This is a genomic window from Streptosporangium sp. NPDC002524 (genome assembly GCF_040295985.1).
Lineage (GTDB): Bacteria > Actinomycetota > Actinomycetes > Streptosporangiales > Streptosporangiaceae > Streptosporangium.
In genome coordinates this window covers 39249-53831 of sequence record NZ_JBEOWK010000015.1, presented here as the reverse complement: position 1 = coordinate 53831, position 14583 = coordinate 39249, and the positions used below count along the sequence as shown (strand labels likewise).

General features: G+C 72.0%; 15 protein-coding genes. 3 read left to right on the top strand and 12 right to left on the bottom strand.

All coding sequences use genetic code 11. The annotated features are described in order from the left end of the window. Positions 1–236: 236 nt before the first annotated feature. From ABT053_RS25165 to ABT053_RS25125, 9 genes are all read right to left on the bottom strand, one after another. Positions 237–1022, bottom strand: coding sequence for a TIGR04222 domain-containing membrane protein (locus ABT053_RS25165; RefSeq protein ID WP_350971857.1), 786 nt, complete (start codon positions 1020–1022; stop codon positions 237–239). Positions 1023–1387: 365 nt separating this feature from the next. Beyond that, a complete protein-coding gene (locus ABT053_RS25160; protein WP_350971856.1) occupies positions 1388–2197 on the bottom strand; it encodes an SCO6045 C-terminal-like domain-containing protein in 810 nt (269 codons plus the stop codon). After that, a complete protein-coding gene (locus ABT053_RS25155; protein WP_350971854.1) occupies positions 2190–3005 on the bottom strand; it encodes an MbnB/TglH/ChrH family RiPP precursor modification enzyme in 816 nt (271 codons plus the stop codon). The genes ABT053_RS25160 and ABT053_RS25155 overlap by 8 nt, the downstream gene beginning before the upstream one ends. A 167-nt stretch (positions 3006–3172) precedes the next feature. Next, positions 3173–4144, bottom strand: coding sequence for a TIGR04222 domain-containing membrane protein (locus ABT053_RS25150; protein ID WP_350971852.1), 972 nt, complete (start codon positions 4142–4144; stop codon positions 3173–3175). 214 nt (positions 4145–4358) lie between these two features. Beyond that, entirely contained in the window at positions 4359–6158 is a 1800-nt protein-coding gene (locus tag ABT053_RS25145; protein ID WP_350971850.1) for a phosphoenolpyruvate carboxykinase (GTP), read from the bottom strand. Between the two features lie 291 nt (positions 6159–6449). After that, on the bottom strand, positions 6450–6977 hold the full coding sequence (abmR, locus tag ABT053_RS25140) for an ATP-binding transcription factor AbmR (RefSeq protein ID WP_350971848.1): 528 nt from the start codon (positions 6975–6977) through the stop codon (positions 6450–6452). An 87-nt stretch (positions 6978–7064) separates the two neighbouring features. Continuing rightward, on the bottom strand, positions 7065–8342 hold the full coding sequence (locus ABT053_RS25135; RefSeq protein ID WP_350971847.1) for a C40 family peptidase: 1278 nt from the start codon (positions 8340–8342) through the stop codon (positions 7065–7067). Between the two features lie 212 nt (positions 8343–8554). Beyond that, positions 8555–9055 carry a transcription elongation factor GreA gene (gene greA, locus ABT053_RS25130; protein ID WP_350971846.1) on the bottom strand — a complete coding sequence of 167 codons (501 nt, stop codon included), beginning with the start codon at positions 9053–9055 and terminating at the stop codon, positions 8555–8557. A gap of 111 nt (positions 9056–9166) precedes the next feature. Continuing rightward, on the bottom strand, positions 9167–9595 hold the full coding sequence (locus tag ABT053_RS25125) for a DUF4307 domain-containing protein (protein WP_350971844.1): 429 nt from the start codon (positions 9593–9595) through the stop codon (positions 9167–9169). A 226-nt stretch (positions 9596–9821) separates the two neighbouring features. Between ABT053_RS25125 and mca the strand changes: the two genes are divergently transcribed. Genes mca through ABT053_RS25110 form a run of 3 tightly spaced genes read left to right on the top strand, consistent with a single transcriptional unit; the run spans position 9822 to position 11366 of the window. After that, the gene (gene mca, locus ABT053_RS25120) at positions 9822–10718 is read left to right on the top strand and encodes a mycothiol conjugate amidase Mca (protein ID WP_350971843.1); all 897 of its coding nucleotides are present in this window, start codon (positions 9822–9824) and stop codon (positions 10716–10718) included. Positions 10719–10752: 34 nt separating this feature from the next. Then, positions 10753–10953: a hypothetical protein gene (locus tag ABT053_RS25115; protein ID WP_350971841.1), complete on the top strand. Its 201-nt coding sequence runs from the start codon at positions 10753–10755 to the stop codon at positions 10951–10953. Between the two features lie 53 nt (positions 10954–11006). Continuing rightward, the gene (locus ABT053_RS25110) at positions 11007–11366 is read left to right on the top strand and encodes a GNAT family N-acetyltransferase (RefSeq protein ID WP_502991856.1); all 360 of its coding nucleotides are present in this window, start codon (positions 11007–11009) and stop codon (positions 11364–11366) included. Positions 11367–11460: 94 nt separating this feature from the next. Here ABT053_RS25110 and ABT053_RS25105 read toward each other — a convergent pair whose 3' ends face one another. From ABT053_RS25105 to ABT053_RS25095, 3 genes are all read right to left on the bottom strand, one after another. Further along, entirely contained in the window at positions 11461–12621 is a 1161-nt protein-coding gene (locus ABT053_RS25105; protein ID WP_350971840.1) for a hypothetical protein, read from the bottom strand. Positions 12622–12768: 147 nt separating this feature from the next. Next, complete coding sequence (locus ABT053_RS25100; protein WP_350971838.1) at positions 12769–13590, bottom strand: cytochrome c oxidase assembly protein; 822 nt, start codon at positions 13588–13590, stop codon at positions 12769–12771. Then, entirely contained in the window at positions 13587–14252 is a 666-nt protein-coding gene (locus tag ABT053_RS25095) for a DUF2243 domain-containing protein (RefSeq protein ID WP_350971837.1), read from the bottom strand. The genes ABT053_RS25100 and ABT053_RS25095 overlap by 4 nt, the downstream gene beginning before the upstream one ends. Positions 14253–14583: the final 331 nt, after the last annotated feature.

The following is a 14583-nucleotide window of genomic DNA, read 5'->3' as shown; positions in this document are numbered from 1 at the left end:
TTGTGTCGGCATATGTCGGCTTGTGTCGGCTTGTGTCGGCCGGGCACGTACCGGCACGTGTCGGCCCAACCTAACCGACCACACCCTGACCGGACAGGACCCCCCGACCGCCGTCCCGTCCCTCGCGCGGGACCGCGCGCGCCCGCCAGATGACACCCCCTGCCGCCCCATTCCGGTCTCCCGGCCGCCTTATCGGCCGAGAGACCGGAGTGGGAGGTCGAGACCGAGCGGGACCATCAGGAGCTGCCGCCGCAGCCGCCTCCGCCCCCGCAGCTGGAACCGGAGCCGGAGTCGGAACCGCCCCCGCCCGTGCCGCACCCCCCGTAGTAGGCGCCCGCCGAGCCGTCGGAGGAACTGTGGCGGGAGGAACGGGAGGAGCCCCGGCGCACCGCGGGAGGCGGCGGCGGGCCGTCCATCGACAGGATGGCCGCCAGCTGACCCTCCTGCCACTGCTTCAGGCCGTGCAGGGCGACGCCCATGATGTTCAGCTCGTCGTGGTCGACGTGATCGCCCGCGCGGGGCGGCAGGGACCTGTCCTCGCGGTGGCGCAAGCGGTAGTGGGCCAGCGCGGCCTTCCCGGCACGGTTGGGGTGGGTGGGGTCGGCCCGGCCGGAACCGGGCGCGTCGATCAGCCCCAGGTCCCTCAGCCGCGCGATCAGCATGGTCACCGCGGCCCCCTGGGCCACCCTGTTCCTGACGGCCCAGACCGGCGCCCCGCCCTCCGGCCCCCCGAGCCGGTCGAGGACCTCGGTCTGCACCGGCTGGGTGAGCACGCCGACCTGGCCGGACACCCGCGTCAGCCACCCGCCGCGCTGCGCCCTGACCACCCCGCCCCCGGTCAGCGAGGCCAGCGCGGTGTCGACCACCCGGGACCGGCCGCCCGCGAGCAGCGCCAGCTCGTACGGCGTGAGCTCGGGCCCCTCGTAGACGCGGGCGGGACGCACGGCCAGGCGCATCGCGATCAGCGCGGCCACCCCCAGAAGCGCGACACCCACCACGACGACGATCTGTACGCTCTGCATGACGCGGCCTCCGGGATGACGTCCCTGGATGAGCTTCCCTACCCAGTGGACGAACGGAGACGGCCAGAAGTTTCAGCGATACCGGTTCCGGCACGACGCCCGACGTGGAACGCCCGGTTCGGCGCCTCCGGCTCGACGGCACCCTGCTCAGTACCCTGTTCAGCACCCTGATCCGGCGCACCCGCCCCGGCGACGCCCCGGGCTTGATCCGGCTCGGCGACCCACCCAATCCGACGCGCCCGGTTCGGCGACATCCGGTTCGGTGACACGCGGGCCGAGGCCCCCGTTCGGAGCATCCGGCTCGGAGCGCGGGATTCAGCGAGGTTCAACGGGGTTCAACGGGGTTCAACGGGGTTCAACGGGGTTCAACGGCGTCTGCCGAAGAGCGACCAGCGGCGGGGGGCGGGATCAGGCTCGGGGGCGGGATCGGGGCGGGGCTCCTCCGGCAGCCGTCCCACCGCGCGGAGGTGGTCGGCGAAGTCGCGGGCGTCGGCGTGGGAGCCGCCCTGCGGCTTGGGACGGCCTCTCGCGTACGCGTCGAACTCCCCGGCGAAGCCGTCGCCGAGCAGCGCGGCCAGGTCGGGCCGTAGCCTGGCCACCGTCCTGCGCCGTTTGGAGATCAGGCTGGACTCCTGGATCCGCAGCCGCTCCCGGTCGAAACCCCGGGGCGCCTCCTCACCGGCCACCAGGGCCGCCACCAGGACCGCCTGAGCCCTGGCCAGCGCCTCACGCGCCGTGTCCCCGGCCTCCGGCTCCCGGACGCCCTCCCGCCCCTCCCCGGCCTCCAGCGCCCCTCTCGCGGCCTCCCGGCCCCCAGGGGCGTTCAGTGGTGCTCCTCCAGCGGCTCCTCGTCCCCCGACGGCCTCCGGCGCTTCCCCCGCCACCTGCCACCCCTCGGTGACCTCCAGCACTTCCCCCGCCGCCGTCCCCGCGGTGGCCTCCCAGCTCCGGGGGGCGGCCAGTGTCCCTCCGGCGGCTCCTCGTCCCCCGGCGGCCTCCGGCGCTTCCCCCGCCGCCTGCCACCCCCTGGCGGCCTTTGGCACTTCTCCCGCCATCGCCCCCGCGGTGGCCTCCCGGGCCCCTTCGAGGGCCTCCCGCTCCTCGGGGCCGTTCGTCTCCCGTACCCGGCCGGTGGAGCCCCCGGGCACCGGGTCGCGGGCCGCGTCGTCAGACACGGGCCATCGCGCCGCGGATCCGGCCGAGCTCCCCCTCCAGGGCGCCGTCGCTGGGATAGTCGTCGTCCCATTCGAGCAGCACACCGGGCGGATCGACCCGGGCGCACAGCTCGGAGAGGATGTCCAGCACGTCCTGCGGGACGTGGGCGGTGTGGGTGTCGTGCCACACCCCCTGGCGGGAGTGGCCTCCGGCGACGTGGACGTAGGCCAGCTCGGACAGCGGGAGGCCGTCCAGCGCCTCGGTGGCCGACAGGCCCAGGTTGACCTGGTTCGTGTAGAGGTTCGCCACGTCGACCAGGAGCCCGACGCCGGTCCTCTCCACCAGCTCGCCGAGGAAGTCGGCCTCGGTCATCTCGTCCTCCGGCCAGCCGAACAGGGCCGCGACGTTCTCCAGGGCCAGCGGTACGGGAAGCGCGTCCTGCGCCCGCCGCACGTTCTCGGCGACGACGGAGAGCGCGGCCCGGGTGCGCGGCACCGGAAGCAGGTGCCCGGCCTCCATCCCGCCCGCCCGCACGAAGGCGAGGTGCTCGCTGACCAGCGGCGCGTCCAGGGCGCGGGCGCAGTCGGCCAGGTGGGCCAGCCGCCGCGGGTCGGGGGGCTCGGCACCGCCGACGCCCAGCCCGACGCCGTGCGGGATCACCGGGATCCCGCGGGCGCGGAGCACCCGCAGCGACTCGGGGAGCCGGGCGGGGTCGACGTTCTCGGCGATGACCTCGACGAAGTCGACCCCGGGCAGCCGCTCCACGGTCAGGTCGATCTCCGGCCGCCAGCCGATGCCCACCCCCAGCGCCGGGAACTCAGCCGCCATCGGGGGCACCTCCGCTCAGCCCCGCCCGCCGCCGGGCCACCGCCGCCGCCTCCCCGGAAGTTCCGGTGGCTCCGGCCGCTATAGCCGCTATAGCCGCTCCAGAGACTCCGGTGGCTCCGGAGACTCCGGCGGCTCCGGCCGTTCTCGGCACCGGGGCCGGGTGCCGCTCACCCACCGCAACCGCCGCCGCCGCACCCTCCGCCGCAGCTGGACCCGCCACCGCCGTCACCCGACCCGCCGCCGTCGCTCGACCCGCCCCAGCCGCCGGAACCGAAGTCACCGCCGCCGCCGAAGGACGAGGCGTCCCCCGAGCTCGAACCGCCGCCGCAGGCGCCCGAGGCGCAGCTGCTCGAACTGTTCGCGGTCTGGCGCTGGAGCTCCTCCTCCAGGCCGGGCTCGTTGAGCTCGCCCAGGCCGTACAGGGCGACGGGAATGCCGACGGCGAAGGCCAGATCGGGTGTGAGAGGACGCGCGCCTCGCGCGTAGGTCCGGCGGGCGGAGGCGAGCGCCTCGTGACCTGCGTGGCTCAGGACGTCGCGCAGGGCCCGCTTCTGCCGCGCGTAGACGGAGAAACCGCCGACCACCGAGAACAGGCCCAGCAGCAGCGCGAAGGTGCCGAGTCCCCCGGTGGCCCCCGCGAGCAGGATGCCCGCCACGACGACCACCTCGATGATCGAGGCGATCTGGAGCCGGCTCAGCAGCGCCTGCGCGTGGTCGAGCGCGCCCTCGGGCACGAGCAGGCCGAGCCCCAGCAGCCGGTAGCGCAGGCCGTCGACGCTCTTTCCCTCGGCCACCGCGCGGCGGACCTCGCCCACCGGGGCCGAGCCTCCGCGCTGGTGGAGCGACTCCATGACGGCGTACTCGATCGGGTCGGGAGACGGCCGGGCCCCGGCGACCAGGCTTGCCTGGCCGCCTCGCGAGATCCGGATCGCCCCGGCCCTGGCCAGCAGGCCGAGCGCGGTGTTGATCACACGGCGCGGCCCTCCGGAGAGGTAGGCGAGCTCGTACGGGTTCGGCGGCCCGCCGTAGTGGCCGATCATGGCCGAGCGGACCCGCCGGTGCTCGCGGTGCAACGCGACGGCCGTGGAGAGGATGACCAGGCTGACGACGAGGACGATGACGAACAGCGAGAGCACCATGTCCGCCTCCTTGGGGGGAAAGGTGGGCCACAGGAGTGACGTCCCGTGTACCCAGGTAGACGCGCACAGCCTGGCAGAAGTTTCGCCCGACTTCGACGGCGACCCGGTGAGATGTCGGTCACCAGGCGAAACGCGAGGTCACCGGCCCGGACATGACCGAACCGGTGACCCTGGGCGCGCCCTCCTCGACGCCGGTGCCCGGCCGTTCGCGCGCTCAGCCCAGGCGGGCGACGAGGGCCTCGTACTCCTCCCAGAGCTCCCTGGGCAGGTGGTCGCCGAAGGTCTCGAAGAAGGCGGGCATGAGCGACGCCTCCTGCCGCCAGATGTCCTCGTCGACGCTCAGCAGCGTCCGCATGTCCTCGTCGGAGATGTCGAGGCCCTCGGTGTCGAGCTCGGCGGGGAGCAGGCCGATGGGGGTCCGCACCGCCTCCGCCCGGCCGTTGAGGCGGTCGACGATCCACTTGAGCACGCGGGTGTTCTCGCCGAAGCCGGGCCAGACGAACCTGCCCTCGTCGTCCTTGCGGAACCAGTTCACGTAGTAGATGCGCGGCAGCCGGGCGTTCTCCCGCCGGCCGACAGCGAGCCAGTGGGCGAAGTAGTCGCCCATGTTGTAGCCGCAGAAGGGCAGCATCGCGAACGGGTCGCGACGCAGCTCGCCGACCTTGCCCTCGGCGGCGGCGGTCTTCTCCGAGGCGATGTTGGCCCCCACGAAGACTCCGTGCTGCCAGCTCGTCGACTCCGTCACCAGGGGGACAGCGCTGGCCCGGCGCCCGCCGAACAGGATCGCGGAGATCGGCACCCCCTCCGGGTCCTGCCACTCGGGGGCGATCGTCGGGCACTGCGCGGCCGGGACCGTGAAGCGGGCGTTGGGGTGCGCGGCGGGCTCGCCGGAGTCCGGCGTCCAGGCACGGCCCTTCCAGTCGGTCAGGCGCGCCGGGGGCCGGTCGGTGAGCCCCTCCCACCACACGTCGCCGTCGTCGGTGAGGGCGACGTTGGTGAAGATGCTGTTGCCCCAGAGCGTCCTGATCGCGTTGGCGTTGGTGGACTCCCCGGTTCCGGGGGCGACGCCGAAGAAACCCGCCTCGGGGTTGATGGCGCGCAGCCGCCCGTCGTCGCCGAAGCGCATCCAGGCGATGTCGTCGCCGATCGTCTCGACCTTCCATCCGGGAAGGGTCGGCTGGAGCATGGCGAGGTTCGTCTTCCCGCAGGCGCTCGGGAAGGCCGCCGCGACGTAGCGCGTCTCCCCGGAGGGCGGGGTGACCTTGAGGATGAGCATGTGCTCGGCCAGCCAGCCCTCGTCGCGGGCCATCGTGCTCGCGATGCGCAGGGCGTAGCACTTCTTGCCGAGCAGGGCGTTGCCGCCGTACCCGGAGCCGTAGGACCAGATCTCGCGGGTCTCGGGGAAGTGGCTGATGTACTTGGTGGGATTGCACGGCCACGGCACGTCGTCCTGGCCGGGCTCCAGGGGGGCGCCGACCGAGTGGACGGCCTTGACGTAGCCGCCGCGCTCCTCGATGAGCCGCAGGGCCTCGTCGCCCATCCGGGTCATGACGCGCATGGACACGACCACGTACGGCGAGTCGGTGATCTCCACGCCGAGCTGGGAGATCTCACCGCCCAGGGGGCCCATGCAGAACGGCACCACGTACATCGTCCGGCCGCGCATGCTGCCCTTGAAGATCTCGCCGAAGGTACGGCGCATCTCGGCGGGGGCGATCCAGTTGTTGGTCGGTCCCGCGTCCTCCTCGCGCTCGGAGCAGATGTAGGTCCGGTCCTCGACCCTGGCGACGTCGGTCGGGTCGGAGGTGGCGTGGAAGCTGTTCTGCCGTTTGGACAGGCGGGTGAACGTGCCCTGCTCGACCAGCAGGTTCGTCAGGCGGGTCCATTCGGCCTCGGAGCCGTCGCACCATTCGATCCGGTCCGGCCGGGTCAGATCGGCGATCTCCTTGACCCACCCGGCGAGCTCCTCGTGGCTGGTCGGGCTGACGGTGGTGACATCTGCGGTAACGGACACTACTGGGGCTCCTTTACACTTCTCGGGGCCAAAACATCATTGACGAACGGACCACGCCCGATCCAATTGGCATAGACCAGTGAATTAGCGCGATCACACGTCACGGCGCTTCGGTCCCGACGCCTCCGGCCACGTATGGCCTGGCAGGAGACGTGAGCTTTTGAAACCCCTACCCAAAAGAAGTGAATCTAAAAAAGCCCGTCCCGGCAGTGGTATAGGCCAATGAGAAAGGTCTAAACCAATCCGCGAACAGGTTCAGACCAATTTCCTGACCATTTCCGCTGACCAGACTCAGGAATTCACGTCCGGACCCGCCGCCCGGACGCGGTCGACGTGCTGGAGCGCGTCCCTCAGATCCGCCAGCCAGGTGTCGGTGTGGTTGCCCACCAGCCGCACGCACCAGGCGAGCGCGTCACTGCGGCTGCGGGCCACCCCGGCGGACACGAGGGTGTCGAGCACCTGACGCTCCGACTGCTTGAGCCGGGTCATGACAGGCACCGAGAGTGTGGTGAACATCACTGTCTCGTCGCCGACGGCGACCCCCCAGGAGACCTTCCTGCGGAAGCGGCGCTCGGCCTCCAGCGCGATCTCGACGCGCCGCTCCCTGGTCTCCTCGCGGAAACGCAGGACGCCGCCCTCCACGGCGGCGGAGCGCTCCACCTCCGAGACGTCGTCGTCGAGCGCGGGAGGCCGGAGCCTGCCGACCACCGCGATCTCCTCGCGGTCCAACACGATCTCGACCGCGCCCTCGAACCACTCCTCGGGCAGCCTCCCCGCGAACCAGCCGCGCAGCTTCGCTACTGCTTCATCCTTTTCCATGTAATTTAGATTACAACGCTTCATCGAACGAAGCCAGCATCGTGTGACGCCGGACACGGGTGAGAGCGATCCGCCGGTGGTGAGGGGCTAGCGGACCCGGGCGGCGACCTGCGGGCTGATCCGCACGGCACCGGCGAAGTTGCGGGTGGTGACGGGGACGAGCTTGACGACGTCGCCGGTCCTGGGGGCGTGCAGCATCTTGCCGTCGCCCCAGTAGATGGCCACGTGCGAGACGTAGCCGGGGTTGGTGGGGTCGTGCCGCCAGAACAGCAGGTCACCGGGCTGGGCCTGGGCGAGCGGGATCTGCGGGCCGGAGACGAACTGCTGGTGCGTCACCCGGGGCACCTTGATCCCCGCCTGCGCGTACGCCCACTGGACCAGGCCCGAGCAGTCGAAGCTGTCGGGACCCTCGGCACCCCACACGTACGGGCGGCCGAGCTTGCCGATCGCGGCGGTGAGCGCGGTCGTGACCTGGGGGGCGGTCATGAAGGAGTTCGCGGACCAGGTCACGGCCTTGGCGGGGGTCTCGGCGGCCGTCTTGCCGGGGGCCGTCAGCACCGGGTTGATCACCGCGACCTGCGCCCCCTTGGGAAGGGCGCGCAGGAGGGTGAGGCGCAGCCGCGCGGAGTCGGCCTTCGGCGCGCTCACCACGAGCGCGTTGTTCTCCGGGATGCCCAGCGCGCGGGCGGTCGGCCGGGAGACCACGGCGTCGATGGCGCCCATGCCCATCGTGGCGTAGGCGCCGACGCGCAGGTTGCGCCCGGCGGTGGTGAAGGTCTTGCCCAGGGGCATGCCCCCGTCGTTGCCCAGGACGAAGGAGACGGCGACCTCCCCCGCCGAGACGTTCCGCCAGAGCCTGTCGGAGCGCGCGGTCGGCTTGGGGGTGTACGCGCGGAACGTCGAGGGGTTCACCCCGAGCGTCTGCACCGGCTTGCCGTCCAGGACGACCTCCGCGGCGTCGGCCCGCTCCACCGCCCGTACCCCGGAGAGCTGGGCGATCCTCGCGACCACGGTCGCGCTGAGCGGCCGGTGCGCGACGACGAACAGGTGCGGCTGCCGCATCGAGGCGAGCGGCGCCACCGGCTCGGGGGCCGCCGCCCGCCCGTCCTGGGCGGGCTTCGCCGCCTGGGCCGGCGCGGTGGCGACGGACCTGCGCATCGTGATCGTCTCCGGCTCGGCCTCCGGCATCTGGGTGAAGACCATCAGGCCGGTGGCCAGCAGGCCGACGAGCACGACGGCCAGGATCGGGACGGCCCGCCTCATCAGGCGGGCGGTGCGGCGGCTGTAGCGGGGACGGGGGCTGTAGGCGAGATCCTGCCGGGCCTCCCGGATCAGGTCGGAGACACGTGGCCGCCGCTCGAACACGACATCTCCCCTTCCCTGCCGACTCCAGCCCTACGAGGGTGCCGTAGACCGTCCCCGGATGCACGCGAACCCACTGAAAAGCGCCCTATCTGCAATGTGGCCGCAAGACTTGCGAAACCCCACCAAACCCTCTGACACACGGCAATCCGCCGGGACGCCCGTCCCGGCGGATCAGCGAGTCGATCGGAGTGTGAGCCAGAAGTGTGGGGAGGTCAGTTGCCGATGTACGGCACGGCCTCGAGGATCTCGACCGTGTTGGAGCGGCCGTTCGGCATCGTGTAGCTCGCCTTCTCGCCGATCTTCTTGCCGTTGATCGCCGCGCCGAGCGGCGACTTGGGCGAGTAGACGTCGATCGGGGCGCCGCTCTCCTCGCGCGAGGCCAGCAGGAACGCGACCTCCTCCTCGTCACCCTCGAAACGGACGGTGACCGTCATGCCGGGACCGACCACGCCCTCGGTGCGGGGCGCCTCGCCGACCTTGGCACTGTCCAGGATCTGGCGGAGGTGGAAGATGCGGGCCTCCATCTTGCCCTGCTCGTCCTTGGCGGCGTGGTAGCCGCCGTTCTCCTTCAGGTCGCCCTCTTCGCGTGCCGCCTCGATCTTCTTGGCGATGTCGACGCGCCCGGGCCCCGAGAGGTGCTCAAACTCAGCCTTCAGGCGGTCGTACGCCTCCTGAGTGAGCCAGGTGACGCTCTCGCTGTGGGAGTCGGCCACGGGTTCTCCTTGCTTCCTCGGGGGCTTCGTGCTTGGTGCCTGGGGGTTGCGGTCGGTCGAATTTCGAAAGGCTAACAAGTTAACCCCTCGACCGCCTCCCCAAATGTCTCACTATACGAGATAGCAGTACTGGACATGGCCGGAAGTGGCGGGAGCACTGGTCTCTAGCCGTTCGGTAAGCCGAACATACCCCTCACCAGCCGGAATATTGACCTCCTTGCTGCCGACCTCCACGTGGCTGACATCGGTGGCCCGCAGGCGGCAGAGCGCCGCGCGATCCGAGGGTTTGACCACTTCGAAGGTGATCTGCACAGAATCGCCGCGGCTGGTGTCGAACGCGATTACCTGGTCGATGACCTCCGTGTTGCCCTTCGCCGCCCACATCACGTAGCCCCATCCCCCCGCGCACACGGCGCAGAGGATCGCGATCACGACGTGCACGACGAAGCGCCCCCTGCGCTCCGGGCGGTCGGGAAAGTCGCCCGGGGTGCCGAGGACGGGACCGTCCTGACGGCCCTTCTCGGCTTCGCTGGTGGCCATGACGGAATCTCCCTGCACTACCTCGGTGTTATCCGAGACAATTGTCCCCTGCGGGGGCCTCGCCCTCGCGACCGCCCAAGAGAAACTAACCTCTCTCTAGAGTGACGTAAGCCGAGGGCGCGCGGGGACCCACGTCGAGCGGAGCGGGACACACGGCCAGGCGGGCCGTCCGCGAGGCGACCGACGACGATCCGAAGCGCGACCGACATAAGGAGACACCGAGCCCGTGAGTGCACCGCTCAGGCTGATGGCCGTTCACGCGCATCCCGACGACGAGTCGAGCAAGGGCGCCGCCACCATGGCGCGCTACGTGGCCGAGGGCGTGGACGTGCTGGTCTGTACGCTCACCGGAGGCGAGCGCGGGTCGATCCTGAACCCAAAAATGGAGCGCCCGGAGATCCTTGAGAACATCGGCGAGGTCCGGCGCCTGGAGATGGAGCGCGCCCGGGAGATCCTCGGCGTGGAGCAGCGCTTCATGGGGTTCGTCGACTCCGGCCTGCCGGAGGACGAGAGCGAGCCGCTGCCCGAGGGCTGCTTCGCGCTGCAGCCGCTGGAGATCGCCTCGGAGCCGCTGGTGGCGGCCGTCCGCGAGTTCAGACCGCACGTGATCCTGACCTACGACGACGACGGCGGCTACCCGCACCCCGACCACATCATGACCAACCGCGTCTCGGTCGAGGCCTTCGAGGCGGCCGGCGACCCCGACCGCTACCCGGGCACCGGCGAGCCCTGGCAGCCCCTGAAGCTCTACTACCACATGGGTTTCACCAAGGACCGGTTCGAGGCGCTGCACGAGGCGATGAACGCCCGCGGCATCGGCTCCCCGTACGCCGACTGGATCTCCCGCTGGGAGGACCGGCCGCAGAAGTGGGCGGTGACCACCCGCGTGCCCTGCGGCGACTACTTCGAGCTCCGCGACGAGGCGCTGCTCGCGCACGCCACCCAGGTCGACCCGGACGGCTTCTGGTTCGTCTGCCCCCGCGACCTGCAGCGCGACGTCTGGCCGACCGAGGACTACCACCTGGCCCGCTCGCTCGTGGACGTCGAGACTCCCGAGGACGACCTGTTCACCGGTGTCCTCGCGGAGGTCCCGGCCGACACGGTCTCGCACGCCTGCCACTGACGCGACCATGGGGTGGCGGTGGCAAACTTGACGTGTGATTGCATTCGACACCGTCACCAAAGGTGACGTCAGCCCGGGTCTCCTGGGCTTCCTCGTCGTGGCCGGCCTGGGGTTCGCCCTCTACGTGCTGGTCAAGTCGATGAGGAAGCAGATCTCCAGGATCGAGGTCCCCTCCGAGGCCGAGCTGAGGGAGCGGAACGGCACCGCCACCACGACGACGCCGACCGCTCCCTAGCCCCGCCGGATCCACGGTCCCGACCGGCCACCGCGCGACCCGCGCGAAGGGCTCTGTCCGCCGATCCGAAACCCCGAGAGCGAACGAGGACGATCATGGCCGACGACATCGAGATCTCCGACAACCCCGAGGCTTCGCGCTTCGAGATCCTGCTGGACGGCGAGGTCGCCGGGTTCGCCGCGTACCGCCTGCGCGCCGGGAAGATCATTTTCACCCACACCGAGATCCTCCCCGAGCACGAGGGCAAGGGCCTGGGCGGCCGGCTCGCCTCCGCGGCCCTCGACGCGAGCCGCTCCTCCGGCCGGGCGGTCGTGCCGCTCTGCCCGTTCGTCTCCCGCTACATCCGGCGCCACCCCGAGTACAGGGACCTGGTGCCCGAGGGCTACCTCGACCTCCTCGACGAGGAGGGCTGACCGGGCGGCCCCGGCCCGGAGCCGCGGTCGCGCCGAAACCCCCGGCGGCCGTACGGGGGAGGCCCGTCAGTCCCTCGTACCGGGGGGAGGCCCGTCAGTCGCCGAGGGTGTCCGTCGAGGACCAGGCGCGCTCCAGCGCCCTGGGCAGCCCCCAGCGGCCCAGCGAGGTGAGCACCTCGGTCCTGTCGACGATCCCGAGGCACGCCCAGAGCGGGGTGACCGAGCTGAAGAGCGTCTCGGCCGCCTCCAGGTCCTCCGGCTCGTCCAGGTCGACGTCGATGTCCTCCGACTCGGCGATGAGCCTCGCGATCCGCTCCGGTGACGCCAGCACCCCGGGGCCGCGCCTGGCCAGGGCCGCGACCACGGCGAGCCAGTCGGCGTGGTGGATCGCGCACAGGGCGGCGAGCACCGAGTCCTCGTGGCTGAGCTCCCCGTCCAGGTCGGAGAAGACCTCCAGCCGGTCCTCCTCGTCGGGCAGGTCGGAGATCGGCCCCGCGATGCCCGCCGTGACGGTCAGCCAGAGCTCCTCGTCGTCGGCCGGCAGCGGCTCCCCCTCGTACCCGGCGCAGGCCCGCAGCACGTTGCCGGGATAGCCGGGCCTGCCCAGCACCTCGCGCAGCCGGGTGGCCGCGGCCCGCAGCTCCCGCACGGGCCGCTCGGGGTCGGGCAGCTCGGCCAGGATGCGCCGCAGCTCGGCGAGCGCGAACGCCTCCTCCTCGTCCCAGGCGGCGAACAGCTCCTCGTCCTGCTCGTCGGAGACCGCGGTGCCGGGGATCCGCCCGTCGGGCAGCGGGCCGGTGAGCCAGCGCTCCTGGAGGTCCGCGTAGGCCTCCCTGGCCCCCTCGTCGCCCCGGGCGAGCGCGTCCGGGTCGATCTCCCCGGCGGCGACCCGTTCCTCCAGGTAGGCGACGAGCCCGTGGAACATCTCCTCGCCGACCGGCCCTCGCTCGTCCTCCTCGGGCCAGACGAAGAAGCTCGGGGTGAGCAGGAGCGGCTCGGTGCCGGTGGACTCCATCCAGCGCTGCACGTCCCCCACGGTCGCGCCGCCGGACTCGATCGCGCTGAGCGTCGCCTTCGCGGAGTCCCAGAAGGGCACCGACAGCGGGTTGCCCGCCGCCAGCATCGCCCGCCTCAGGTCGGGCAGCGCCACCAGCGCCACGCCGGACGGCACGGCGAGGAGCGCACGGGCAACATCACGCCGGGTCAGCTCGGAAGCCGCCCTTCCGGCGTGCACACAGACGAAGTCGAGATCCACGCCCAGTGAGCCTACGCCGGAAGCGCGGCGAACACACCTTCCCGCCCGGTGTCACCTCGCGCACCTGACGCACCGTGCCCGTCTCAGGGGCCCTGGCAGGTGTACGGCGCGCTCGCGACACGCCACCGGGAGGTCAAGGGGACGGGGTCAGGAGACGCCGGACGCGACGGCCGGGGCACGCGTACGGCGTGGGGCGGTGGCCCGGACGGGACGCCAGGTGCTCACCAGCGCGAAGGCGAGCAGCAGCTCGGCGATGTCGCCGCCGTAGTACATGATCTCCGCGGCCCCGCGCAGCTGCGCGACCGGCACGGGCACGTCGACGACGAGCCCCGCGTACATCAGCTGCGACAACGCGGCGTGCACGGTGATCGCCACCCCCAGCACGACCAGCCGGACGGGGACCGAGGGGCGGCGGGGCGCCGGGTCGGGACCGGCGATCGCCCAGGCGAACAGGCAGCCGGCCAGCAGGAAGTGCACGTGCACCAGGTGGTGCGGCAGCGCGCCGGTGGAGACGATCCGGTACAGCGGGGTGCAGTAGAGCGCCACCATGGCTCCCACGCTGAGCAGCAGCGCGACCCACGGATTGGCCGGCAGGTGCGCCGCCCGGCAGCGCAGCACGGCGCCGAGGCGACGCCCGTGGACCGGCGGCAGCGAGCGCAGCAGCAACGTCACCGGGGCGCCCAGCACCAGGCCCAGCGGTGCCAGCATGCCGATCAGCAGGTGCTGCAGCATGTGCCCGCGGAAGTCCGTCGCGGCGAACGCGGCGACGGGCCCGGTCACGGCGGCGGCGACCAGCGCGGCACCGGTGAGGAAACCGGCCGTCCGCCACCGGCTCCAGCCCCTGGGCTCACGACCGCGCCGTACCGCCAGCAGCAGGTACCCGCCCGCCAGCGCGGCCAGGAGGGCCGGCGGCAGCGCCGACGCCAGGCCGTCGCCGTGCCGGTGGGCCTCGTGCGCCAGGGTGATCATGACACCGGCGCGGCGGGGGCGCGCCCGCCCTCGTCACGCCCGCCCTCGTCACGCCCGCCCCGGTCACGCCCACCCTGGTCACGCCCGCCCTGGTCGCGCGCATCCTTGTCATGCCCGCCCTGGTCACGTCCGCCCTGGTCGCACAGCTCGACCGGGCCGCCGCCACCACCGCGTTGCAGCAGCCACCCGCCGATCACGAGCACCGCGCCCAGGAGCAGGAACCCCAGGTCCCACCAGGTCTGGTACGGGCCGGTCCGCACGTGGTGGATTCCCAGCAGGTGGTGATCGACGACGCCTTCCACCAGGTTGAACAGCCCCCATCCGACGAGGATCCAGCCCCACAGCTCCCGCGATCTCCACACCCGGCCGCGGGAGCCCAGGACCCGCGAGTACAGCAGGCCGAGGCCGATCAGCACCGCCAGCCAGGTGAACGCGTGGAACAGGCCGTCCCACAGCGTGTTCATCCGCAGCCCGGGGACGGTGTCCACCGGGTAGTACCTCACCCCGATGTTGTCGGTGTTCGTGCTGGACAGCATGTGGTGCCACTGCAGGATCTGGTGCAGCAGGATGCCGTCGACGAACCCTCCCAGCCCGATGCCCAGAATCGTGCCGGGCACGGCGATCCGCCCGGCGCCGTCCCTCCTCGCCGACCTGCCCGTCATCGCGGCCCCCCTCGTCCCCGGTCCGGGCCCGGCGCCGGCGACACCGGACCCCGTTCCGCCAAACCCCACCAGAGCCACCGGCGGGCGTACGGGAGCGACGCACCCGCGCACGTCATCCACGGCCTAAAATTTCGGCCACGACCGCGGGGAGCGACGGGAAGTGACCACGGCACCGGCGGCCGCGCGACGGGCGGCCCGCCCGCCCGCGCTCGCGGCGCCGTCCCGCTCCCGGTTTAGTGTGAGAGGGAACCGGGTGGGCCGAACCGCGACGCGCGATCTCCACGCGCTCCGCCGCGGGCGCGCCTCGCGGAAAGCCCGCGTTTCCGGGAGG